Origin of the sequence: Streptomyces sp. NPDC060031 (genome assembly GCF_042736805.1) — a bacterium.
Taxonomy (GTDB): Bacteria; Actinomycetota; Actinomycetes; order Streptomycetales; family Streptomycetaceae; genus Streptomyces.
On the sequence record NZ_JBHWVM010000010.1, the window covers coordinates 1 to 22,915 of the forward strand.

Sequence of the window (22,915 nt, forward strand, 5' to 3'; positions counted from 1 at the left end):
TCAAAGGAACCTCATCCACCGAAATGGACGGGGTATCAACTTTTGGCGTTGATTTTTGGCACGCTGTTGAGTTCTCAAGGAACGGACGCTTCCTTTGTACTCACCCTCTCGGGCTTTCCTCCGGGCGCTTCCTTCGTTCTTTTCTTCGTTCTTGCGTTTCCGACTCTATCAGACTCGGTCCCGCGGTTTTTCGCCTTCCAGGTTCTGCACTTTCGCGCTTTCCCTTTCCTGCGATTCCAACTCTACCAGATCATTTCCGCGCCGTTTCCGGATTGGATTTGAATTGGATGGCCATTGGAAGGCCTTTCCCTTTCGGGCGAGCCAGACTTTATCAGGTTTCCCCGGCCTGGATTCCCACCCGCCCGCATCGACCCGTCCGGGCACACGTGTGTGCCGGGGTGCCGTGCGAGGTGGAGACGTAAACGTACTGGAGCGGGGCCCCCGGATGCAAATCCGGTTGCCCCGCTCCAGTGACGTCGTTACGGGGAGGCTCAGACCTCGACGACGACGGGGAGGATCATCGGGCGGCGGCGGTAGCTGTCCGACACCCACTTGCCCATGGTCCGGCGGATGAGCTGCTGGATCTGGTGCGGCTCCGCGACGCCGTCGGCGGCGGCACGGCCGATGGCTTCCTCGATCTTCGCGATGACCGGACCGAAGGACGAGTCCTCGATGCCGGAGCCGCGGGCCTGGATGTTCGGGCCGCTGACGACCTTGCCCGTGGTGCTGTCCACCACGACGTAGACCGAGATGATGCCCTCGTCTCCGAGGATCCGGCGGTCCTTGAGGTGGACCTCCGTGACGTCGCCGACCGAGAGGCCGTCCACGTACACGTAGCCGGCCTGGACCTTGCCGGAGATGCGGGCCTTGCCGTCGATCAGGTCGACGACCACGCCGTCCTCGGCGATGACGATGCGGTCCTTCGGGACACCCGTCATGGCACCGAGCTCGGCGTTGGCGCGCAGGTGGCGCCACTCGCCGTGGACCGGCATCAGGTTCCGCGGCTTGCAGATGTTGTAGAAGTACAGCAGCTCGCCCGCGGAGGCGTGGCCGGAAACGTGCACCTTGGCGTTGCCCTTGTGCACGACGTTGGCGCCCCAGCGCGTCAGGCCGTTGATCACGCGGTAGACCGCGTTCTCGTTGCCCGGGATCAGGGACGACGCCAGGATCACGGTGTCGCCGGGGACGATCCGGATCTGGTGGTCGCGGTTGGCCATGCGGGACAGGGCCGCCATCGGCTCGCCCTGGGAACCCGTGCAGACCAGGACGACCTCGTGGGCCGGCAGGTCGTCGAGGGTCTTGACGTCCACGACGAGGCCGGCCGGGACCTTCAGGTAGCCCAGGTCCCGCGCGATGCCCATGTTGCGGACCATCGAGCGGCCGACGAAGGCGACCCTGCGGCCGTACTCGTGGGCGGCGTCGAGGATCTGCTGGATGCGGTGCACGTGGCTGGCGAAGCTGGCCACGATGATCCGGTTGTGGGCGTTCGCGAAGACCGTGCGCAACACGTTGGAGATCTCGCGCTCGGGCGGGACGAAGCCCGGGACCTCGGCGTTCGTCGAGTCCGAGAGGAGGAGGTCGATGCCCTCTTCGCTCAGACGCGCGAAGGCGTGCAGGTCGGTGAGGCGCTTGTCCAGCGGCAGCTGGTCCATCTTGAAGTCACCGGTGCACACGACCATGCCGGCGCCGGTGCGGATGGCCACGGCCAGGGCGTCCGGGATGGAGTGGTTGACCGCGATGAACTCGCAGTCGAAGGGGCCGAGGTTCTCGCGCTCGCCTTCCTTCACCTCAAGGGTGTAGGGGCGGATGCGGTGCTCCTGGAGCTTCGCCTCGATGAGGGCCAGCGTCAGCTTGGAGCCGATCAGCGGGATGTCCGGCTTCTCCCGGAGGAGGTAGGGGACGGCGCCGATGTGGTCCTCGTGGCCGTGCGTGAGGACGATGCCGTCGATGTCGTCGAGGCGGTCCCGGATGGACGTGAAGTCCGGGAGGATCAGGTCGATGCCCGGCTGCTCCTCTTCGGGGAAGAGAACGCCGCAGTCGACGATCAGCAGGCGGCCGTCGAACTCGAAGACGGTCATGTTGCGGCCGATCTCACCGAGGCCGCCCAGGGGGGTGACCCGGAGGCCGCCCTTGGGGAGCTTCGGCGGCGCGCCGAGTTCAGGATGCGGATGGCTCAAAAGTATCTCCTCACCACACACGCCACGTACCTCGGAAGGCACGTGGCGCGGATGTCATTCGTGCACTTGCTTTTGTCGGTTTTGGTCTTGCTTATTCAGTTGTGAAGTCTGTTGTCAGAGCTGTACCCCGCCGGCGGCAAGATCGATCTTGAGCTGGGCCGTCTCTTCGGCGGTCAGCTCGATCAGCGGGAGCCGCAGCGGGCCCGCGGGCAGGCCCTGCAGGTTCAGCGCGCCCTTGGTCGTGATGACGCCCTGGGTGCGGAACATGCCGGTGAAGACGGGGAGCAGCTTCTGGTGGATCTCGGTGGCCTTCTGGACGTCTCCGCCCAGGTGGGCCTCGAGCATGGTGCGCAGCTCGGGGCTGACCACGTGGCCGACGACGGAGACGAAGCCGACCGCGCCGACGGACAGGAGCGGCAGGTTCAGCATGTCGTCGCCCGAGTACCAGGCCAGGCCGCTCTGCGCGATGGCCCAGCTGGCGCGGCCGAGGTCGCCCTTGGCGTCCTTGTTGGCCACGATACGGGGGTGCTCGGCCAGCCGGACCAGGGTTTCGGTGTTGATCGGGACACCACTGCGGCCGGGGATGTCGTAGAGCATGACCGGCAGCTCGGTGGCGTCCGCGATGGCCGTGAAGTGCCGGTAGAGGCCCTCCTGCGGCGGCTTGCTGTAGTACGGGGTGACCGCGAGCAGGCCGTGGGCGCCGGTGCGCTCGGCCTGGCGGGCGAGCTCCAGGGTGTGGCGGGTGTCGTTGGTGCCGATGCCGGCGACGACGTGGGCGCGGTCTCCGACCGCTTCGAGTACGGCTCGTACGAGGTCGTTTTTCTCCGCGTCGGTGGTGGTCGGCGACTCACCGGTGGTGCCGTTGATGATCAGGCCGTCGTTGCCTGCGTCCACCAGGTGGACGGCGAGCCGCTGCGCGCCGTCGAGGTCGAGTGCGCCATCCGCCGTAAACGGCGTGATCATGGCGGTGAGGACCCGCCCGAAGGGGGTCTGCGGAGTCGAGATCGGAGCCATGGGTAACACGCTACTCGCTGCCACGCTCGCAGTGTCCCCTCGGGGGACGTCAACCGGGGGTGTGTGGTGTCGCCCCCGGCGGCGGCTGGGGGGTGTTGGAGCCCGGCACTGCCTGCTCGGGGGTTCAAGCAGTGCCGGGTCCGTTTGATCAGCCTAGATGAACTTTCCGAAACGCCGCAATACGGACACTTCGGACTTCACTCCGCACATCTGTACGTCGTACACCAGACCGGAGCCACCGGGCCTTACGGGGCAACGCGGCCGTTGCCGTTGAAGGCGGCGTACGTCAGCGGCATCAGCCGCGCCCAGTGCTGTTCCATCTTCTCGCCGACCATCTCGATCTCCCGCTGGGGGAAGGACGGGGTGGCCGCGAGCTCGTGCTGCGTGCGCAGTCCGAGGAAGTGCATCAGCGAGCGCGCGTTGCAGGTGGCGTACATCGAGGAGAAAAGACCGACCGGCAGGACCGAACGGGCAACCTCGCGGGCCACGCCCGCCGCGAGCATCTCCTGGTAGGCCTCGTACGCCTGAAGGTACGAGTCCTCCATGACCCGGGCCGTCAGTTCCTGCTGGGCCGCGGTGCCCTCGACGAAGACGTACTTGCCGGGGCGGCCCTGCTGGACGAGCTTGCGCTCGGCGTCCGGGACGTAGAAGACCGGCTCCAGCTCCCTGTAGCGACCGGATTCCTCGTTGTAGGACCAGCCGACGCGGTGGCGCATGAACTCGCGGAACACGAAGATCGGCGCGCTGATGAAGAAGGTCATCGAGTTGTGCTCGAAGGGGCTGCCGTGACGGTCGCGCATCAGGTAGTTGATGAGGCCCTTGGAGCGCTCCGGGTCCTTCTGCAGCTCCTCCAGGGACTGCTCGCCGGCCGTGGAGACACGGGCGGCCCACAGCACGTCGGAATCGGCGGCGGAGTGCTTCACCAGCTCCACCGTCACATCACTGCGGTAGCTGGGTTTCAGATCTGAAGCGGCGGTCTCGCTCACCGGGGGTCCTTCCGAACGGTCTTACCTGGGGCGCGCCCACTCTACGGCGCCCGCCGCGCCTCCCGGTGCAGGCGAGGGGGGTGGATCGGGTCACCCGGTCAGCTGACGCACCGCCATGAAATTTGGTTGATGTCACGAAATCCGGCACCGATCGGGCCGCTTGTACGTCCTACATAGGAGAAAGCCGTCCATTTTCGATCGTGAGGAGAGTCGCCCCCATGTTCCGCCGGCGCCGCGAACCCGTCCCGTTTGCCTTCGTCGCCGAGGCCGACCGCTTCCGCAGTAACGTCACTCCACCGCCGCGCGAGAGTCTGAGCAAGACCCAGATCGCCGCCCGTAGTCTGGTCGGGATGACCGTGGTGGCGGGGCTCGTCGGCTCGCTGCTCTTCGGAATGCCCGCACTGCAGCCCAGCAAGGCGCCCGAGAAGTCGGAGCAGTCGGAGGCGTCCCAGGGGCGGTAGCCTCACGGGCACAGTCCAACCGAACGTGCATGTGAGTGAGGTCCAGCCGTGCCCCTGCCCTTCTTGACGGCCGATGGCGCATTCGACGCGCACGACGGGGAGGAGACCCTCCCCCACGAAGACCCCGACCGCTGGCGCCGGCCCTACCGGCCCGGCCCCTGGCGGGTCGCCATCGCCGCCGTGCTGCTCCTGCTGGCGGCGTTCATGCTGCTCGCCACGATGATCATCGCCGCCGCGGGCACGTGGGGCGGGGCCGCGGCCAGCCTGGCCGCCTCGCTCGCCGTCGTCGGCTCGGCGCTGCGGCTGCTGCGCGCGGGCGTCTGGGTGAGCCCCCGGGGGCTGCGCCGGGTGTCCTTCTTCACGACCCGCTCGATCCCGTGGAGCCAGGTCGCCGAGGTCCGTACGGTCCAGCAGCCCGTGCGCTGGCTCGGGCTGCCGAGGACCGTGCAGGGGCAGGCCCTGACGGTCGCCGGGCGCGGCGGCGGCGAGCTGCCGGTGCTGCTGACCGACCACAACGCCGACTTCCTGGCGCGGCGCGAGGCCTTCGACCGGGCCGCCGACATGGTGGAGGCCTGGGCGCACGAGTACCGGGCCGTGCCCGCCTGACGTCACGCGGGGCGCGCCGACAGCCCGTACAGGGATCAGACCTGTACGGGCTTTCCCTCGTGCAGCGAGATCGCCCGCTGCATGGCCTTGCGCGCCCGCGGGGTGTCGCGGGCGTCGCGGTAGGCGACGGCGAGGCGGAACCAGCTGCGCCAGTCCCCCGGGGCGTCCTGCGTCTCGGCCTTGCGGCGCGCGAAGACCTCGTCGGCGGAGTCCCGCAGGATCCGGCCGTACTTGTCCCGCTCCAGCTCGTCCACGGGCAGTCCGCCCTCGGCTTCGAGCTCGGTGGCGAGCCGGTTGGCCTTGGTGACGAACTGCGTGTTCTTCCACAGGAACCAGATGCCGATGACCGGCAGGATCAGCACCGCCACCCCGAAGGTGACGGTGATCCAGGTGCCGTGCTGAATCAGCATCAGGCCCCGGCTGCCGACCAGGACGAAGTACACGGCCAGGACGGCGGCCGTGAGGAAATAGGTGATCTTCGCGCGCATGGGGACTACTGCCTGCTCATCAGCCGAGGTCGAGGAAGTTTTCCAGGCCGAAGGTGAGGCCCGGGGTCTGCGTCACGCGCCGCACGCCGAGCAGGATGCCCGGCATGAAGCTGCTGTGGTGCAGGGAGTCGTGGCGGATCGTCAAGGTCTCGCCCTCGCCGCCGAGCAGGACCTCCTGGTGGGCCAGCAGGCCGCGCAGCCGGATCGCGTGCACCGGGACACCCTCGACGTTCACGCCGCGCGCGCCGTCGAGCGCGGTGGCGGTGGCGTCGGGCTGCGGGGCGCAGCCCGCTTCGGCGCGTGCGGCGGCGATGAGCTGGGCCGTACGGGTCGCCGTGCCGGAGGGGGCGTCGACCTTGTTGGGGTGGTGCAGCTCGACGACCTCGACGGACTCGAAGTAGCGCGCGGCCTGGGCGGCGAACTTCATGGTGAGGACGGCGCCGATGGAGAAGTTCGGGGCGATGAGCACGCCCGTCTCCGGCGAGCCGGCGAGCCAGGTGTTCAGCTGGGCGAGGCGGTCCTCGGTCCAGCCGGTGGTGCCGACCACGCCGTGGATGCCGTGGCCGATGAGGAAGTCCAGGTTCTCCATCACCGAGGCCGGGGTGGTCAGCTCGACCGCGACCTGGGCGCCGGCGTCGGCCAGCGTCTGCAGGTCGTCGCCGCGGCCGAGGGCCGCCACCAGCTCCATGTCGGCGGCGGCCTCGACCGCCTTGACGGCCTCGGAGCCGATGCGGCCCTGCGCTCCGAGGACTGCCACGCGCAGCTTGCTCATAGTTGCTTCCTTACCTACGTACGGAACTAGGCGACGGCCTCGTCGAGGCGGGCGGCCTGCTTCTCCTTCAGCGGGCCGATCACCGCGAGCGAGGGGCGCTGGGCCAGTACATCCTGTGCGACCGAGCGGACGTCGTCCGGGGTCACGGCGGCGATCCGGGCCAGCATGTCGTCGACCGACATCTGGTCGCCCCAGCACAGCTCGCTCTTGCCGATGCGGTTCATGATCGCGCCGGTGTCCTCGAGGCCGAGGACGGTGGAGCCGGAGAGCTGGCCGATGGCCCGCTTGATCTCGTCGTCGGTCAGTCCGTCGGAGGCGACCTTGTCGAGCTCGGCGCGGCAGATCCGCAGGACGTCGTGGACCTGGCTCGGGCGGCAGCCGGCGTAGACGCCGAAGAGGCCGGTGTCGGCGAAGCCCGAGGTGTACGAGTACACGCTGTAGGCCAGGCCGCGCTTCTCCCGGACCTCCTGGAAGAGGCGGGAGGACATGCCTCCGCCGAGGGCGGTGTTCAGGACGCCCAGGGCCCAGCGGCGCTCGTCGGTGCGGGCGAGGCCCGGCATGCCGAGGACCACGTGGGCCTGCTCGGTCTTGCGGTTCACCAGCTCGACGCGGCCGGAGGTGCGGATGCGCTTGGTGCCGCTGCGCGGGCCGATCGGCTCGGCGTCGGTCCGGGTCAGCGAGCCGGCCTTCTCGAAGGCCGCGCGGACCTGGCGTACGACCTTGTTGTGGTCGACGTTGCCCGCGGCGGCCACGACCAGGTGGGTGGGGTCGTAGTGCTTCTTGTAGAAGCGGCGGATCCGGTCGGCGCCGAGCGCGTTGATCGTGTCGACGGTGCCCAGGACGGGTCGGCCCAGCGGGGTGTCGCCGTACATGGTCTGCGCGAACAGGTCGTGGACCATGTCGCCCGGGTCGTCCTCGGTCATCGCGATCTCTTCGAGGATGACGCCGCGCTCGGCGTCGACGTCCTCCTCACGGATCAGCGAGCCGGTGAGCATGTCGCAGACGACGTCGATGGCCAACGGCAGGTCGGTGTCGAGCACCCGTGCGTAGTAGCAGGTGTACTCCTTCGCCGTGAAGGCGTTCATCTCGCCGCCGACCGCGTCGATCGCGGAGGAGATGTCGAGGGCGCTGCGCTTGCCGGTGCCCTTGAAGAGGAGGTGCTCGAGGTAGTGCGTGGCGCCGTTGAGCGTCGGGGTCTCGTCGCGCGAGCCGACGTGGGCCCAGATGCCGAAGGTGGCGGACCGGACGGAGGGCAGCGTCTCGGTGACGATGCGCAGTCCGCCGGGGAGGACCGTGCGCCGGACGGTGCCGATGCCGCTCTGGCCCTTGAGGAGTGTTTGGGTACGGGCGACGGCCCGCCCCTCCGAAGAGGGGCGGGCCGTCACACGGGAACTACGCGACGTCACTTGTCGGAGTCGTCCTTGTCAGCGTCGTCGCCGGCGGCCTCGCCGTCGATCACGGGGACCAGGGAGAGCTTGCCGCGCGAGTCGATCTCGGCGATCTCCACCTGGACCTTGGTGCCGACCGCGAGCACGTCCTCGACGTTCTCCACGCGCTTGCCACCGGCGAGCTTGCGGATCTGCGAGATGTGCAGCAGGCCGTCCTTGCCGGGCATGAGGGAAACGAAGGCACCGAAGGTGGTGGTCTTGACGACCGTACCCAGGTAGCGCTCGCCGACCTCCGGCATGGTCGGGTTGGCGATCGCGTTGATCGTGGCGCGGGCGGCCTCGGCGGCCGGGCCGTCGGCGGCACCGATGTAGATGGTGCCGTCGTCCTCGATCGTGATCTCGGCGCCGGTGTCCTCCTGGATCTGGTTGATCATCTTGCCCTTGGGGCCGATGACCTCACCGATCTTGTCCACCGGGATCTTGACGGTGATGATCCGCGGGGCGTACTGGGACATGGCGTCCGGCGTGTCGATCGCTTCCATCATCACGTCGAGGATGTGGAGGCGGGCGTCGCGGGCCTGCTTGAGGGCGGCGGCCAGAACCGAGGCCGGGATGCCGTCGAGCTTGGTGTCCAGCTGGAGCGCGGTGACGAACTCCTTGGTGCCGGCGACCTTGAAGTCCATGTCGCCGAAGGCGTCCTCCGCACCGAGGATGTCGGTGAGGGCGACGTAGTGGGTCTTGCCGTCGATCTCCTGCGAGATCAGACCCATGGCGATGCCGGCGACGGGGGCCTTGAGGGGCACACCGGCGTTCAGCAGCGACATGGTGGAGGCGCAGACCGAGCCCATGGACGTCGAGCCGTTGGAGCCGAGGGCCTCGGACACCTGACGGATCGCGTACGGGAACTCCTCGCGGGTCGGGAGGACCGGCACGATGGCGCGCTCGGCGAGCGCACCGTGGCCGATCTCGCGGCGCTTGGGCGAGCCCACGCGGCCGGTCTCACCGACGGAGTACGGCGGGAAGTTGTAGTTGTGCATGTAGCGCTTGCGGGTCACCGGGGAGAGGGTGTCCAGCTGCTGCTCCATGCGGAGCATGTTCAGGGTGGTGACGCCCAGGATCTGGGTCTCGCCACGCTCGAACAGCGCCGAGCCGTGCACGCGCGGGATGGCCTCGACCTCGGCGGCCAGCGTACGGATGTCCGTGACGCCGCGGCCGTCGATGCGGACCTTGTCCTTGATGACGCGCTCGCGCACCAGGGCCTTGGTCAGGCTGCGGTAGGCGGCGGAGATCTCCTTCTCGCGGCCCTCGAAGGCCGGGAGGAGCTTCTCGGCGGCGATCTCCTTGACGCGGTCCAGCTCGGCCTCGCGGTCCTGCTTGCCCGCGATGGTGAGCGCCTGGGAGAGGTCACCCTTGACGGCGGCCGCGAGGGCCTCGTACACGTCGTCCTGGTAGTCCAGGAAGACCGGGAACTCGCCCTCGGGCTTGGCGGCCTTGGCGGCCAGGTCGGCCTGGGCCTTGCAGAGCGCCTTGATGAACGGCTTCGCGGCCTCGAGGCCCGCGGCGACGATCTCCTCGGTCGGCGCCTCGGCGCCGCCCTTGACGAGGGCGATGGTCTTCTCGGTGGCCTCGGCCTCGACCATCATGATCGCGACGTCGCCGTCCTCCAGGGCGCGGCCCGCGACGACCATGTCGAAGACGGCGTCCTCGAGCTCGGTGTGCGTCGGGAAGGCCACCCACTGGCCGCGGATCAGCGCGACGCGGACGCCGCCGATCGGGCCGGAGAAGGGCAGGCCGGCCAGCTGGGTGGACGCGGACGCGGCGTTGATCGCGACGACGTCGTACAGGTGGTCCGGGTTGAGCGCCATGATCGTGGCGACGACCTGGATCTCGTTGCGCAGGCCCTTCTTGAAGGACGGGCGCAGCGGGCGGTCGATCAGGCGGCAGGTGAGGATCGCGTCCTCGGAGGGCCGGCCCTCGCGGCGGAAGAAGGAGCCGGGGATCTTGCCGGCCGCGTACATCCGCTCCTCGACGTCGACCGTCAGGGGGAAGAAGTCGAGCTGGTCCTTGGGCTTCTTCGACGCGGTGGTGGCGGAAAGCACCATCGTGTCGTCGTCCAGGTAGGCAACGGCGGAGCCGGCGGCCTGGCGGGCCAGACGGCCCGTCTCGAAGCGGATGGTGCGGGTGCCGAAGGAACCGTTGTCAATGACGGCCTCGGCGTAGTGGGTCTCGTTCTCCACTAGCGTTTTCTCCATTTTCGTCGTCTCCGTCCGCCACCCGTGTGGTGGTGGACGGTTGCGGAGAAGCGCTCCTTGCGTGCGGGCCGGTCTTCGATCGAAGCATCCGGATTCTGGGCCCGTGGGGGCTTTCCGGGTGCCACTACCGAGGACCGGCGGCGTAGGGAGGGCGCTCCTCCTCTTCAGTTGTGCACGTACTGCGTCATGCACGGTGCACGTGCGTCCAGACTACAAAGCGTCCGGTACGTCCCGCACGTACAGCAAAGGGAGCGGCCCCCTGAGTGTGGGAACCGCTCCCTTCACAGCGTCTTTACTTGGCGCCGGCCGCACCGCGGCGGATGCCGAGGCGCTCGACCAGCGTACGGAAGCGCTGGATGTCCTTCTTGGCCAGGTACTGCAGCAGGCGGCGACGCTGGCCGACCAGGATCAGCAGACCACGACGGGAGTGGTGGTCGTGCTTGTGGGCCTTCAGGTGCTCGGTCAGGTCCGAGATGCGGCGGGAGAGCATCGCGACCTGGACCTCGGGAGAGCCGGTGTCGCCCTCCTTGGCACCGAACTCGCTGATGATCTGCTTCTTCGTAGCGGCGTCGAGCGGCACGCGTACTCCTCGTTTAGGTCTTCGTTGCCACCGAGTGCCCCAGGTCGAATTCTCTGGGGATCTTCCGTAACTCGGGAGGCGGGGTCCGCTGAGCGCAGCCTCCAGAAGAATCCGGGGGCGCGTACACAAACGTCCGTCACACAGCGTACCAGGCTGCCGCTCGGCTCCGTCTCAGCTGGTGAGCGCGCGGGCCCGGGCGTAGACGTCGAGCACGGCCAGGGCAAGCGGGACCAGGCTGAGCAGCACTGCCGCCTCGGTGAGGTCGAGCAGGCGCCCCCAGAAGGGTGACAGACCGCGGCGGGGAATGACCAGCGCAATTCCGACGAGGAGGGCCCCTCCGGCGGCCACGGCGGCCGAGAGCCCGATCGTACGGAGGTCCAGGCCGCTGCGGTCGTGGTGGCGGACGTACGCGGCGAGGAGGTCGGCCGGGGGGTGCACGGCCAGGCCCAGGATGAGCAGGCCGACGGCGGTGATCCCGGCGGCGAGGGCGACGGCGACCTGCGAGGTGTAGCGGAAGAGACGGGCGCGCAGCAGCATCGCGAGGCCGGTGGCGAGGGCCAGCAGGCGGCTCCAGGTGTTGTCGCAGAAGCCGAGGACGGCGGCGGAGCCGATGGCGACCGCGGCGCAGCCGCCGACCAGGCCGAGCAGCATCTCGTGGCCGCGGCGGGCCCGGGCGGCGATGGCCTCGGCGTCGAGCGGGGCCGCCGGGTGGTGCTGGTCGGCGCCGCCGTGCTCACCGTACGGGCCGGTGTCGTGGCGCTCCGGGGTCTCGTGGTCCTCCACGGCGCTCCGCGGGGCGGCGTACCCGATCGGGAGCCGGGCGAAGCGGGCGGAGAGGCCGGGGAGGAAGGCGACGAGTCCGATGGCGACGGGTGCGCAGACGGCGGCGGTGGCGGTCGCGGAGGCCTCGGTGACGATGGCGAGGAAGGCGGCGAAGGTCCCGGTGGCGCCGAGGAAGGTGACGGCGACGAAGGGGGCGTCGCCGTGCGGGCTGAGCGCGACGAGGGCGACGGCGACGACGAGGACGCACACGCAGCCGAGCAGGAACTGGAGGCGGCCGGGGCCCTCGCCCGCGGCGGGGGCGATGATGCCGGCGCCGGCGATCAGCAGGTGCGGGACGGCCGCCAGCCCCAGGGCGACGGCGGAGCCGCGGTCGCGGTAGACGCGGGCGCGGACCCCGGCGGCGGCGGTGAGCAGGAGGCCGACGGCGCCGGCGGTGACGCCGGGCAGGCCATTGACGTCGTGCAGGCCGGGGTCGGCGTACCAGAGGACGAAGCCGAGCAGGACGAAGAGGAGCGCGGCGCCTGCGAGGCCCGCGCCGCGCAGCATGTCCTCGCTCCAGCGGCGGCGGTCGCGGACGACGGCGGAGGCGACGGCGTCGGAGACGTCGTCGAAGACGGCGGGCGGCAGGGACTCGGCGAAGGGGCGCAGGCTCAGCACCTCGCCGTCGAGGACCTGCTGGGCGGCGAGGGTGCGGGCGCCGTCGAGGACGGTGCCGGAGCGGAGTACCAGGTGGAAGCCGGTGGGTGCGCCGACGGGCTGGGTCTGGCCGGTGAGGCGCAGCAGCTCGGGGTAGACGTCGGCGACGGCGATGTCCTCGGGGAGGGCCACGTCGATGCGGCTGTCGGGGGCCACGACGGTGACCCTGCAGAAGCCCGTCGCTCCGGCCGTACTCACCTTGGGACCCCCGGGGTTGGCGAAACGGTGTGCGTGGTCGTCCGTCCGCGGTGGATTCGCGGATGCGCATGGCGTGCGCGCCAGACTACCGGGAGTATCCATGACTGTCGGCAAGTAGGATCGCCGACGTGCGATGGAGACCCCCTGGGCGCCCGCGACTTGGGGCCGCCCGCTGCGAAGTCCCGTCCGCTGTCGAGGGGTTGCTGCTTCGGTGAGCCAGATCGTCGTCAAACGCCCGCCCCGGTCGCTGCCGCCGGAAGTCCCTTCGGACGAGCTGAGGCTTCAGGCTCCGCCGGAGCTTCCGCGGGGGCAGCAGGAGGGCATGTTGATGCAGCTCCTGCCGATGCTGGGCATGGGCTCCTCGGTCGTCTTCTTCTTCTTGCCGGGCAATCATCCGTTCATGCGCGTCATGGGTGTGCTGATGCTCGTGTCGACGGCGGCCATGGCCGCCGCGCAGCTCGTCCGCCACCGGCGCGGTACGCAGGGGCAAATGACCGATGCGCGCCGGGACTATCTGAAGTACCTCGCGCAGACGCGCCGTCAGGTACGCCGCACCGCGCGGGCGCAGCGCGACGCCCAGCTGTACCTGCACCCGGCTCCTGACCAGTTGTGGTCGGTGGTGGCGGAGGGGTCGCGGTTGTGGGAGCGGCGGGTCGGGGACGCGGACTTCGGGCAGGCCCGGCTGGGGCTGGGCGCACAGCGTCTGGCGACCCCGCTGGTGGCTCCGCAGACGGCGCCGGTGGACGAGCTGGAGCCGCTGGCGGCGGGCGCGATGCAGCGGTTCCTGCGGGTGCACTCCTCGCTGGACGGGCTGCCGGTGGCGGTGTCGATCCGGGCGTTCTACCACGTGACGGTGTCCGGGGAGCCGGAGTCGGTGCGCGGGGCGGCGCGGGCGCTGGTGGCGCAGCTGGCGGCGCTGCACTCCCCCGAGGACCTGGTGGTCGCGGTGGTGGCGGCGCCGGGTGCGGTGCCCTCGTGGGACTGGACGAAGTGGCTGCCGCACACGCAGGTGCCGGGGCAGGTCGACGGGGCGGGCACCAAGCGGCTGTTCGGCGACGACCTGACCGGGCTGGAGGCGCTGCTGGCGCCCCGTCTGGAGGGGCGGCCGCGGTTCAGCCGGGAGGTGTCCCCGGTACTGGACCAGCCGCACCTGGTGGTCGTGCTCGATGGCGGGACGGTGCCGCCGGACTCGGTTTTCGCGGCGGCCGAGGGATTGCAGGGCGTGACCGTCGTCGAGGTGGTGGCGGGCGCGCTGGACGAACCGCGGGGCGGGCTGTCGGTCGTGGTGCGGCCGGGCCGGCTGCGGCTGGAGTCGGGCGGGGGCGTCGCGTACGAGGGTGTCCCGGACACGCTGTCGCTGCCCGCGGCGGAGGCCCTGGCGCGGCAGTTGGCGCCGCTGCGCACGGGTGGCGGGGACGATGACGAGCCGCTGCTGGCCGATCTGGACTTCACGGACCTGCTGAACCTGGGCGACGCGGCCCAGGTCGACGTGGCCCGGACCTGGCGGCCGCGGTCGGCCGGCGAGCGGCTGCGGGTGCCGATCGGGGTGGGCGAGGACGGCTCCCCGGTCATGCTGGACCTGAAGGAGGCGGCGCAGGAGGGCATGGGGCCGCACGGCCTGTGCGTGGGCGCGACCGGTTCGGGCAAGTCGGAGCTGCTGCGCACGCTGGTGCTGGGGCTGGCGGTGACGCACACCTCGGAGACGCTGAACTTCGTCCTGGCGGACTTCAAGGGCGGTGCCACCTTCACCGGGATGGGGCAGATGCCGCACGTCGCGGCGGTCATCACCAATCTGGCGGACGATCTGACGCTGGTGGACCGCATGGGCGACTCCATCCGCGGCGAGCTGCAGCGCCGGCAGGAGCTGCTGCGCTCGGCGGGCAGCTACGCGAACATCCACGACTACGAGAAGGCCCGCGGGGCCGGCGCGCCGCTGGAGCCGCTGGCCTCGCTGGTGCTGGTCATCGACGAGTTCTCCGAACTGCTCGCCGCGAAGCCTGACTTCATCGACATGTTCATCCAGATCGGCCGCATCGGCCGGTCGCTGGGCGTGCACCTGCTGCTGGCCTCGCAGCGGCTGGAGGAGGGCAAACTGCGCGGGCTGGACACGTACCTCTCGTACCGGATCGGCCTGCGGACCTTCTCGGCGGCGGAGTCGCGGGCCGCGATCGGAGTGCCGGACGCCTACCACCTGCCCTCGGTGCCCGGTTCGGGCTATCTGAAGTTCGGTACGGACGAGATGACCCGCTTCAAGGCGGCGTACGTCTCGGGCGCCTACCGCTCGGGCGGCCCGGACCTGTCGGTCGGGCTGTTCCCGGTGGAGCGGCGGCCCGCGCTGTTCACGGCGGCGCCGGTGCCGGTGCCGGTGGTGTACGCGGCCCCGGATCCGGCGTACCTGGCGGCGCGGGCCGCGCAGGGCGACGCGTTGGCGGACACGGTGCTGGACGTGATCGTGGGCCGGCTGGAGGGGCAGGGGGTGCCGGCGCACCAGGTGTGGCTGCCGCCGCTGGACCAGGCGCCGCCGCTGGACCAGCTGCTGCCGGCGTCGGCGCCGAGCCCCGAGCGGGGGCTGCACGCGCAGGGGTACACGCGGCCCGGGGGGCTCGTCGTACCGCTCGGCCTGATCGACAAGCCGTTCGAGCAGCGGCGCGAGGTGCTGTACCGGGACTTCTCGGGGGCGGCGGGCCACATGCTGGTGGTCGGCGGTCCGCAGTCGGGCAAGTCGACGCTGATGCGGACGCTGATCTCCTCCTTCGCGCTCACCCACACCCCGCGCGAGGTGCAGTTCTACGCACTGGACTTCGGCGGCGGCAGCCTGTCCTCGCTCGCCGGGCTGCCGCACGTGGGCGGGATCGCCTCGCGGCTGGACCCGGAGCGGGTGCGGCGCACCGTCGCGGAGGTCGGCGGGATCCTGAACCGCCGCGAGGAGTTCTTCCGCTCCGAGGACATCGACTCCATCGGCGCCTACCGGCGGCGGCGCGCGGCGGGCGAGCTGCCGGGTGAGGCATGGGGGGACGTCTTCCTGCTCATCGACGGGTGGGGCGGTTTCCGGGGCGAGTACGAGGGCCTGGAGCCGGTGGTCACGGACATCGCGTCCCGGGGTCTGGGATACGGCATCCACGTGGTGGTCACCGCCGCCCGCTACATGGAGGTCCGGGCCGCGCTGAAGGACCAGATGCTCGGCCGGCTGGAGCTGCGGCTCGGCGACGTCATGGACTCCGAGTTCGACCGGAGGGTCGCGGCGAACGTGCCCCCGGGGATGCCGGGCCGCGGCCAGGTGCCGGAGAAGCTGCACTTCCTGGGCGCGCTGCCGCGCATCGACGGCTCGCACGACGCGGACGACCTGTCGCGGGCCACGGCGGCCTTCGTGGCGGCGGTCAGGGAGAACTGGGCGGGCTTGGCGGCTCCCGGGGTACGGCTGTTGCCGCGGCTGCTCACCGCCGACCAGCTGCCCAAGGGCGGGGAGCAGCCCGGCCGCGGGGTGGCGATCGGCATCGGCGAGACGGACCTGGAGCCGGTGTTCGTCGACTTCGAGACCGACCCCTTCCTCCTCGTCTTCGGCGAGAGCGAGTCCGGCAAGACGAACCTGCTGAGGCTCATCGCCCGGCAGATCGCCGAGCGCTACCCGCCCGACCGGGCCCGGCTGGTGGTCGGCGACTACCGGCGGAGCCTCCTGGGGGCGCTGCCGGAGGAGCACCTGCTGGAGTACGCGCCCACGGTGAGCTCCCTGCAGACGCACATGGAGGCCCTGGTCGGGGTGTTCTCGCGGCGCCAGCCCCCCACGGACGTCACCCCGCGGCAGTTGCGCGACCGCAGCTGGTGGACGGGGCCGGACGTCTTCATCGTCATCGACGACTACGACCTGGTGGCCACGAGCCAGGGCAATCCGCTGGCCCGGCTGGTGGAGTTCCTGCCGTTCGCCCGGGACACGGGGGTGCGTTTCGTCATCGCGCGCAACTCGGCGGGGGCCTCGCGTTCGCTGTACGAGCCGTTCATGCAACGGGTCAAGGAGCTCGGCGCTCAGGGAGTGGTGCTGTCCGGCGACCCGTCCGAGGGGGACCTGGTCGGCCGTGTCCGCCCCCGGCCGATGCCCCCGGGCCGGGCGTACTTCACCACGCGCAGGCGGGGCACGTCGCTGGTCCAGCTCGGCCGGCTGCCGGAGGCGTGAGGCGATGAGGGGAGGGCGGAGACCACCCCGATCCGGGGGAAAGCCTCCCCCGGCCCCCTGGTCTGCACCGATAATCGGCAGCGAACGCAGCAGTGGCACCACGCACCGAGGGAGAGGCCGCACATGGGCACCCAGCAGGAGAAGGACGAGCTGTACGCGCTCGACATCAGCGGCGTCGAGTGGGAGGGCCCGCCCGGGACCAGCCCGCAGGAGGAGCGGGTCGAGATCGCCCGGCTGCCCGAGGGCGCGGTGGCGATGCGGTCCTCGCTGGACCGGGACACCGTGCTGCGTTACACCGCGGCCGAGTGGGAGGCGTTCGTACTCGGGGCCAGGGACGGCGAGTTCGACCTCGACCGGGGCCCGCGCTGAGCCCCGTCGGCAGCAGTGCACGGTGAGGGGGCGCGCCCGTATCGGGTGCGCCCCTTCGCTGTCGCGTGCGCGGGGCCGGAGACGGGTTTCGGCTCAGTAGGCCTCGGTGAACAGGCGCGAGGCCTTCACGTCGGTGGCCCTGTAGTCGGCCTTGCCGCGCTCGACGAGGTCCGCGACGCGTGCTAACTGGTCGCGCATGTGCTCGGCCTTGCCTTTGTACTTGGCCTGGAGCTGCACGTACTGGGCGTGCGCCTCGCCGTCCCAGGTGTCGGTGACGACCTTCAGGGCGCGGTCCATGTCGAGCAGGTCCTGGACGATCTTCTGCGAGATCGCCCGGATCCGGTCGGCCATGACCTGGACGCTCTCGTACTGGACCTTGGTGTGGCCGTCAGCACCGGACATGATCTTCTCCTTCGGGACGCTGGATCGACGGGGAGGTCAGATGCCGTTGAGCGCGGAGCCGTTGCCGCCGGCGGCGTTCTTGACGGAGTTGAACGCCGCGCGCACGTCGTCGTCCTGGGCGTTGCTCAGGTTCTTGGTCTCGGAGACCGCGTGGTGCAGGACCCCGAGCAGCCTGCGGATCTGGTCGTGGTCCTCGTTGACGAGGGCCTGGGCCGAGACGAAACCCGAGGCGCCGACGCCCGTCCAGCCGGCGCTCACGGTGGCGAGGATGTCCGCCAGCTCGCGGGCCTGCTTGGTGACGCCGTTGGCCGTATCGGCGATCCTGTTGGTCGCCTTGACGACCGGATCGTCCGCGAGTCCGAAATCATTGCTCATCGAAAGCCCCTCACCTCTCACTACACCGGGCCGGTCACAGTCGTGAAGTCGGTTGACACTGTAGCCAGTTGGAGGTCCGCGCCCGATACCGCCGGGTGGCCCGCGTTGACGGCCACGACCGTTCACTGCAAACGGCGACCACGGGCCCGGGCGTCCCTGATCACGGTCGCCGTGCCGACGACGACCGCGATGAGCAGGGCTCCGATCCCCAGGGCGTACGCTCCCAGCCGCACCTCCCGCTCCTGCGCCGTCTCGGCCGTGTTCAGCGCGGCCACGTGCGGGGCGGCCGCCGGGGGCGGGCCCGGGTCCCGAACGGGTGACTTGGGGGGCTCACGGTCCTGGGTGACGGCGCGCACCGGGTCGACGACACCCCATCCGACGTAATCGTCACGGCCGTTGACGGCCCGCTCCGCGGTGTTCTCGATCTGCCAGACCACCTGCTGCGGGGTCCAGTCCGGATGCTCGGCGCGCACCAGGGCGGCGACCGCGGCGACGTAGGGCGCGGAGAAGCTGGTGCCGTTGTCGACGCACTGGCCGTAGCCGGGGACGGTGGAGACGATGTCGACGCCGGGCGCCGCGACCCCGATGAACCCGCCGGGCTGGGAGAAGGCCGCCCGTTCGTTGTCGCGGTCCGAGGCGGCCACGGCGAGGACGCCGGGGAAGGCCGCCGGATAGGTGTCGCGCTTCTCGCCGCCGAGGCCGTCGTTGCCCGCCGAGGCGATCACCACCGCGTTCGCCGCGATGGCCCGCTCGACCGCCTTGCCGAGGGCGGAGTCCGGGGTCAGCGGCGCGTCGGTGTCCTGGGAGATGTTGATGACCTGGGCGCCCTTGGCCAGCGCGTGGTCGATGGCCCGGCTCAGGGTCCCGGTGTCGCCGTTGCCCTGCCCGTCGTTCTGCCGGATGGGGATGACCGTCGCCTCCGGGGCCAGGCCCACGAAGCCGGTGCCCGGCTGCGGTCGCGCCGCGATCAGTCCGGCGACCCGGGTGCCGTGCCCGACCGTGTCGTGCGTACCGTCGCCCCGCGGGTCGAGGAAGTCCCGGCCGGCGCCCGCGTCGACGGCGCCCGCGAGCTGCGGGTTCGCCCGGTCGACGCCGGTGTCGATGACCGCGACGCGGATGGCGTTGCCCTGGGCGTCCGCGCCCTTGGTCTTCGCCCAGAGCTCGTCCAGCAGGAGCCGCTGCAGGGCCCAGGGGCGGTCCGCGATCTGCTTCTTCATCGGGAAGGTGCACTCCCCGGCGCCGTACGGGACCTGTGGCGCGGCGGCCGCCGCGCCACAGAAGGCGCTCAGCACGAGGACGACGGCAGCGACGGCAGCGGCACCGACGGGCCGCGCGGCCGCGCGGGCGGGCTTCGGCACGGGCGGCCTCCTCACGAACCCTGCGGCTGGCGCGCGGAGTTGGTGTCCAGCCGGGGCCCCTTGGAGAGCAACTGCGACCAGGCGATGGGCACCAGGGCCGGTACGACGCCTCCGTAGCCGAGCCGGGTCTGCGCCTGGCTGGGCCGGGGGCGGCCGTCCCCCGTCGGCTGCGGCTGCGCCTTCGGGGCGTCGCTGTCGCCGTTGGCCTGCAGGGCGTACCGCAGTCCGGTGTCGGTGACCAGGAAGAGGGAGCCGCCTGCTGTGGCCTGGCGGCCCTGGACCTGGGTGTACAGCAGTCCCGAGCCCGGTGTGACGTACGCGCTCGCGCCGCTGGCGGTGATGTCGACGGGGAACGCGGCGCCGGCCCAGGTGCTCAGCGTCGGCTTGCCCCGGCCGTCCACCGAACGCAGGACGTTGCAGACGGTGTCGCGGTCGCCCGCGGTGGTACCGGCGGCGCCCGCGGCGGGCGCCGAGGCGGTCTGGTTGACCCGTCCGACCTTCTTCTGCGGCCACTTGGCGTCGCTCTTGAAGGGGACGGGGTCCGGGCTCAGGGACTGGAGGTCCACCTCGCGGGGCTTGCCGTGCATGTCGAGGCCGTCGGTCGCGGGCGAGGAGATCAGCAGCCAGGCCACGAAGTCGGAGACCGGGACCACCTTCCCGGGCAGTACGACGTAGTGCTGCGCGCCGGAGCCGGTCATCGCCTTGAGCACCATGCCCACCCGGCCGTCGTCGCCTGCCAGGCCCTGGACGCCCGCGCCGGTCCCGGCCGTGCCGGCGGGCAGCTGCGGGAAGGCGAGGTCGTCGCCGGGGTCGAGGGTGGCCAGCCAGGCCTCGGTGACCTGCTGCGGGGTCGCGCCGGTGCCGACCATGGCGTTGGTCATGGTGCCCGCGTCCGGGGCGCCCTCGGGGAACCGGTACTTCGTACCCGTCGAGTCGACGAGGTACCGCTCCTTGGCCCCGTCGGAGTTCTGTACGTACAGCGCCTCGGTGTCGCCGAGCCTGCGCGGGTCGTCCAGCACCTTCTCCTGCCGGCCGGCGAGGACGAAGGCGGCGGTCTGTACGCCCCGGCCGTTGCCCCCGGGCCGCTGGCAGACCGCCCAGCGCTTGGCCTTGCCGGCGTCCTCGGGGGCCGGGAGGCGGTCGGGGGCGTAGGGGATGCCGATGATGGGGCCGCGTGGCAGCCTCCCCTCGTCGAGCAGCTCGTCGTCGACCTGGATCACGCCGTTCTTGGCCGGATCCAGCAGGAGTCGGGCCGAGGCGAGGTTCATCACCGGGTGCAGGCGGTCCTGTTCCTTGCCGTCGACGGTGGTCGTCAGGACGACGTACCGGCTCGTCGACTGCTTGCCGACGATCACCTGGGCACCGGGGGCGTCCCAGTTCTTGGGCGCCACGGGCCTGAACATGCCCCAGGCTCCGAAGGCGCCGAGCACCAGAGCGGCGCTCACCAGGCCGGGGACGACCGCGCGCAGCGGACGCGGGGCACCCTCCTCGGTCCCCGACGCGGAGGGCTGGAGGAACGCGGCCACCGTGCGCCGCTTCGCAAAGGTGTACGCGTTGAGCTCATCACGTCGTGACGCCATGACCGCCTGCTTCTCCCCTCACGGCCCGGTCGGTGACCACGGTTCCCGGGCCTCGATTGTCGGACCGGGGACCTACTATGCCTTCTGACGGTCCGTCTGGTGGCGGCGCGTAACCTGCGGTTGCCGCCGCGGATCGTATCGGCCGGTGAATGCAAGGGTGTTGGAGCGGATCGGGGAGGTTCCGGAGCCGTGCGGCCGACCGTCGCGCGGGACCGGTGTCCACGGGTTCCGGCCCTCGAAGGGGAGGTGCGCGAGTGGGCGTGAGCATGGCGCAGCAGCAGACCGGCACGGCGTCGCCCCCGCGCGCCGGGGTGACGCCGCGGCCGGAGTCGAGTCCGGGGCGGTTCGGGCCGTTCCGATTGCAACAGTTCGTACTGCTCCAGCTCGCCGCTGCCGCGCTGCTGGTGTCCTGGGCGGTCGAACCGCTGCTGCTGGTGCCCACGGGCGGGCTCGCCCTCCTGCTGGTGGTGCTCGCGGTCGTACGCCGCCACCAGCGCTCCCTGCCCGAGTGGATCGGCAGCGCGCTGGCGCTGCGCGCGCGCCGTCGGCGGGCCGCCGCCTTCACCCTGCCCGCGGGTACCGAGCCGGGGCTGGCCCCGCTGGTCGAAGCCGATCCGGCGCTGCGGACCCTCACCTTCGGCGGGCGCGACCGGCGGCCCGTCGGGATGGTCGGCGACGGGACCTTCCTGACCGCGGTCGTGCAGGTGGACACGGACGCCACCGCACTGCGGCCCGAGCGGACGGAGCGGCCGCTGCCGCTGGCCGTCGTACGGGACGTCCTGGAGGTGGACGGCATCCGGCTGGAGTCCGCGCAGCTGGTGCAGCACACCCAGCCGGCGCCGGCCCCGCACCTGCCCGCCCGGTCGACGGCGACGCGCAACTACGCCCCGCTGCAGGCCCTGACGGGCTCGCCGGCGGTGCGGCTGACGTGGATCGCGCTCAAGCTGGACCCCGAGCTGTGCCCCGAGGCGGTCATCGCGCGCGGTGGCGGCCTGGCGGGGGCGCAGCGGTGCCTGGTACGGGCGGCCGACCAGCTGGCGAGCCGGCTGACGGGGGCCGGGTTCCGGGCGGCCGTGCTGACCGAGCAGGAGCTGACGGGCGCGCTGGCCACGTCCTCGTGCGCGAACCCGATGGCGATCACCCAGGCCGGACGGCCGGCGGGCACGCGCGGTCCGGGGCGGCGCACGGAGGAGACCGCGCGGGTCTGGCGCTGCGACGACCGGCGGCACACGACGTACTGGATGGGCCGCTGGCCGCAGCTGGGCGGGGCCGGGGCGGTCCTGCCGCAGTTCGTGGCGCTGCTGACCTCGCTGCCGGCGCTGGCGACGAACTTCAGCCTGACGATGTCCCCGGCCGAGCGGCAGGGGGTGACGCTGACCGGGTACGTCCGGATCACCGGGCGCAGCGACGAGGAACTGCTCGCGGCGCGGCGCGCGCTGGAGCGGGCGGCGCGTGGCGTGCGGAGCGGGCTGGTCCGGCTCGACCGCGAACAGGTGCCGGGGCTGCTGGCCTCGCTGCCGCTGGGAGGCGCGCGATGAGGGGCGGTGCGCGGGGCCGTGCGCGGGGCGGCTTCGGGCTGGTCGGCCCGCGGCGCGAGCGGCACGTGCTGTCGGCGTCCGATCTGGAGGCGCTGGCCCTGCCCGTCGGGGACGACGGCGTCGTCATCGGCGTGGACGCCGAGGGGCGGCCGTCGGTGCTCGGCGTCAACCGGCCCACGCCGTACGAGATCACGCTGATCGGTGGTCTGTGGACGGCTCAGGTACTGGCGCTGCGGGCGGCGGCCACGGGTGCGCGCGTGGCGGTGGAGACCGGGCGCGGCCCGGTGTGGTCCGCGCTGGCCCAGGCGGCGGGCGGCGGGCAGCCGTGCGTGACCCTGCACGACGTGGGCCGGGTGCCGCCGCAGGGCGCGTCGGCGGGCAGTCCGGTACTGGTGGTCCGCGACTGTGGGATGCGACCGCCGCGCGGGCGCGTGGTGGCGGGACCCTGGCAGTCGGTGCTGACCCTGCTGCCGTACCTCAGCCCGACGGCGCCGCGGCTGCTGCGCGGGGCGGCACTGGCCGGTGTCCAGCGGGTCTCCCCCGACGAGGCGGAACAGATCGGCCGCCTGATGCGGCTGCCGCAGGGGGCGGTGGGCTCCCTGCCCACGCTGGGCGACGGGGTGACGCTGTGGTGCACCACGCGGGACCGGCGGTTCGTGCTGACGCAGCCGACGGACACGGAGACGGCCCTGCTGGGCCCGCCGAGACGGATCGACTGACCGGC

Annotated in this window: 20 protein-coding genes; 7 read left to right on the forward strand and 13 right to left on the reverse strand. The window is 71.4% G+C overall.

The annotated features are described in order from the left end of the window. On the forward strand, positions 1 to 282 hold a 282-nt coding region (locus ACFWB8_RS06255; protein WP_385223217.1), incomplete at its 5' end, for a hypothetical protein. A gap of 209 nt (positions 283 to 491) precedes the next feature. Here the strand turns inward: ACFWB8_RS06255 and ACFWB8_RS06260 are convergent. From ACFWB8_RS06260 to thyX, 3 genes are all read right to left on the reverse strand, one after another. After that, positions 492 to 2,177 carry a ribonuclease J gene (locus ACFWB8_RS06260; RefSeq protein WP_385223219.1) on the reverse strand — a complete coding sequence of 562 codons (1,686 nt, stop codon included), beginning with the start codon at positions 2,175 to 2,177 and terminating at the stop codon, positions 492 to 494. A gap of 114 nt (positions 2,178 to 2,291) precedes the next feature. Then, positions 2,292 to 3,191: a 4-hydroxy-tetrahydrodipicolinate synthase gene (gene dapA, locus ACFWB8_RS06265; RefSeq protein WP_385223221.1), complete on the reverse strand. Its 900-nt coding sequence runs from the start codon at positions 3,189 to 3,191 to the stop codon at positions 2,292 to 2,294. Positions 3,192 to 3,436: 245 nt separating this feature from the next. Then, positions 3,437 to 4,177: an FAD-dependent thymidylate synthase gene (gene thyX, locus ACFWB8_RS06270; protein ID WP_385223223.1), complete on the reverse strand. Its 741-nt coding sequence runs from the start codon at positions 4,175 to 4,177 to the stop codon at positions 3,437 to 3,439. A gap of 218 nt (positions 4,178 to 4,395) precedes the next feature. On the opposite strand from thyX, the gene ACFWB8_RS06275 reads away from it, so the two are divergent. Continuing rightward, positions 4,396 to 4,638, forward strand: a complete 243-nt coding sequence (locus tag ACFWB8_RS06275; RefSeq protein ID WP_385223225.1) for a hypothetical protein — start codon at positions 4,396 to 4,398, stop codon at positions 4,636 to 4,638. Positions 4,639 to 4,686: 48 nt separating this feature from the next. Then, positions 4,687 to 5,244: a PH domain-containing protein gene (locus tag ACFWB8_RS06280; RefSeq protein WP_385223227.1), complete on the forward strand. Its 558-nt coding sequence runs from the start codon at positions 4,687 to 4,689 to the stop codon at positions 5,242 to 5,244. Between the two features lie 35 nt (positions 5,245 to 5,279). On the opposite strand, the gene ACFWB8_RS06285 is transcribed toward ACFWB8_RS06280, so the two are convergent. The 6 genes from ACFWB8_RS06285 to eccD form a co-directional block, all read right to left on the reverse strand. After that, the gene (locus tag ACFWB8_RS06285) at positions 5,280 to 5,732 is read right to left on the reverse strand and encodes a hypothetical protein (protein ID WP_385223229.1); all 453 of its coding nucleotides are present in this window, start codon (positions 5,730 to 5,732) and stop codon (positions 5,280 to 5,282) included. Between the two features lie 19 nt (positions 5,733 to 5,751). After that, positions 5,752 to 6,504, reverse strand: coding sequence for a 4-hydroxy-tetrahydrodipicolinate reductase (dapB, locus tag ACFWB8_RS06290; protein WP_385223231.1), 753 nt, complete (start codon positions 6,502 to 6,504; stop codon positions 5,752 to 5,754). A 26-nt stretch (positions 6,505 to 6,530) separates the two neighbouring features. After that, on the reverse strand, positions 6,531 to 7,910 hold the full coding sequence (locus ACFWB8_RS06295) for a M16 family metallopeptidase (RefSeq protein WP_385223233.1): 1,380 nt from the start codon (positions 7,908 to 7,910) through the stop codon (positions 6,531 to 6,533). After that, entirely contained in the window at positions 7,907 to 10,129 is a 2,223-nt protein-coding gene (locus tag ACFWB8_RS06300; protein ID WP_385223419.1) for a polyribonucleotide nucleotidyltransferase, read from the reverse strand. Before ACFWB8_RS06300 ends, ACFWB8_RS06295 begins: the two co-directional genes overlap by 4 nt. 307 nt (positions 10,130 to 10,436) lie before the next feature. Beyond that, on the reverse strand, positions 10,437 to 10,724 hold the full coding sequence (rpsO, locus tag ACFWB8_RS06305) for a 30S ribosomal protein S15 (RefSeq protein ID WP_365917403.1): 288 nt from the start codon (positions 10,722 to 10,724) through the stop codon (positions 10,437 to 10,439). Between the two features lie 171 nt (positions 10,725 to 10,895). Further along, the gene (gene eccD / locus ACFWB8_RS06310; RefSeq protein ID WP_385223236.1) at positions 10,896 to 12,401 is read right to left on the reverse strand and encodes a type VII secretion integral membrane protein EccD; all 1,506 of its coding nucleotides are present in this window, start codon (positions 12,399 to 12,401) and stop codon (positions 10,896 to 10,898) included. Positions 12,402 to 12,612: 211 nt separating this feature from the next. Between eccD and eccCa the strand changes: the two genes are divergently transcribed. Both eccCa and ACFWB8_RS06320 read left to right on the forward strand, forming a co-directional pair. Beyond that, on the forward strand, positions 12,613 to 16,569 hold the full coding sequence (gene eccCa / locus ACFWB8_RS06315) for a type VII secretion protein EccCa (RefSeq protein ID WP_385223238.1): 3,957 nt from the start codon (positions 12,613 to 12,615) through the stop codon (positions 16,567 to 16,569). A gap of 123 nt (positions 16,570 to 16,692) precedes the next feature. Next, a complete protein-coding gene (locus ACFWB8_RS06320) occupies positions 16,693 to 16,938 on the forward strand; it encodes a DUF397 domain-containing protein (RefSeq protein ID WP_385223240.1) in 246 nt (81 codons plus the stop codon). A gap of 93 nt (positions 16,939 to 17,031) precedes the next feature. Here ACFWB8_RS06320 and ACFWB8_RS06325 read toward each other — a convergent pair whose 3' ends face one another. The 4 genes from ACFWB8_RS06325 to eccB form a co-directional block, all read right to left on the reverse strand. After that, positions 17,032 to 17,340, reverse strand: a complete 309-nt coding sequence (locus ACFWB8_RS06325) for a WXG100 family type VII secretion target (protein ID WP_385223242.1) — start codon at positions 17,338 to 17,340, stop codon at positions 17,032 to 17,034. Between the two features lie 36 nt (positions 17,341 to 17,376). Further along, the gene (locus tag ACFWB8_RS06330) at positions 17,377 to 17,715 is read right to left on the reverse strand and encodes a hypothetical protein (RefSeq protein WP_385223244.1); all 339 of its coding nucleotides are present in this window, start codon (positions 17,713 to 17,715) and stop codon (positions 17,377 to 17,379) included. Positions 17,716 to 17,837: 122 nt separating this feature from the next. Further along, on the reverse strand, positions 17,838 to 19,073 hold the full coding sequence (gene mycP / locus ACFWB8_RS06335) for a type VII secretion-associated serine protease mycosin (RefSeq protein WP_385223246.1): 1,236 nt from the start codon (positions 19,071 to 19,073) through the stop codon (positions 17,838 to 17,840). Between the two features lie 11 nt (positions 19,074 to 19,084). Then, entirely contained in the window at positions 19,085 to 20,653 is a 1,569-nt protein-coding gene (gene eccB / locus ACFWB8_RS06340) for a type VII secretion protein EccB (protein ID WP_385223248.1), read from the reverse strand. Between the two features lie 266 nt (positions 20,654 to 20,919). Between eccB and eccE the strand changes: the two genes are divergently transcribed. After that, a complete protein-coding gene (eccE, locus tag ACFWB8_RS06345; RefSeq protein ID WP_385223420.1) occupies positions 20,920 to 22,191 on the forward strand; it encodes a type VII secretion protein EccE in 1,272 nt (423 codons plus the stop codon). Next, positions 22,188 to 22,910, forward strand: coding sequence for a hypothetical protein (locus tag ACFWB8_RS06350; protein WP_385223250.1), 723 nt, complete (start codon positions 22,188 to 22,190; stop codon positions 22,908 to 22,910). The genes eccE and ACFWB8_RS06350 overlap by 4 nt, the downstream gene beginning before the upstream one ends. Positions 22,911 to 22,915 lie beyond the last annotated feature (5 nt).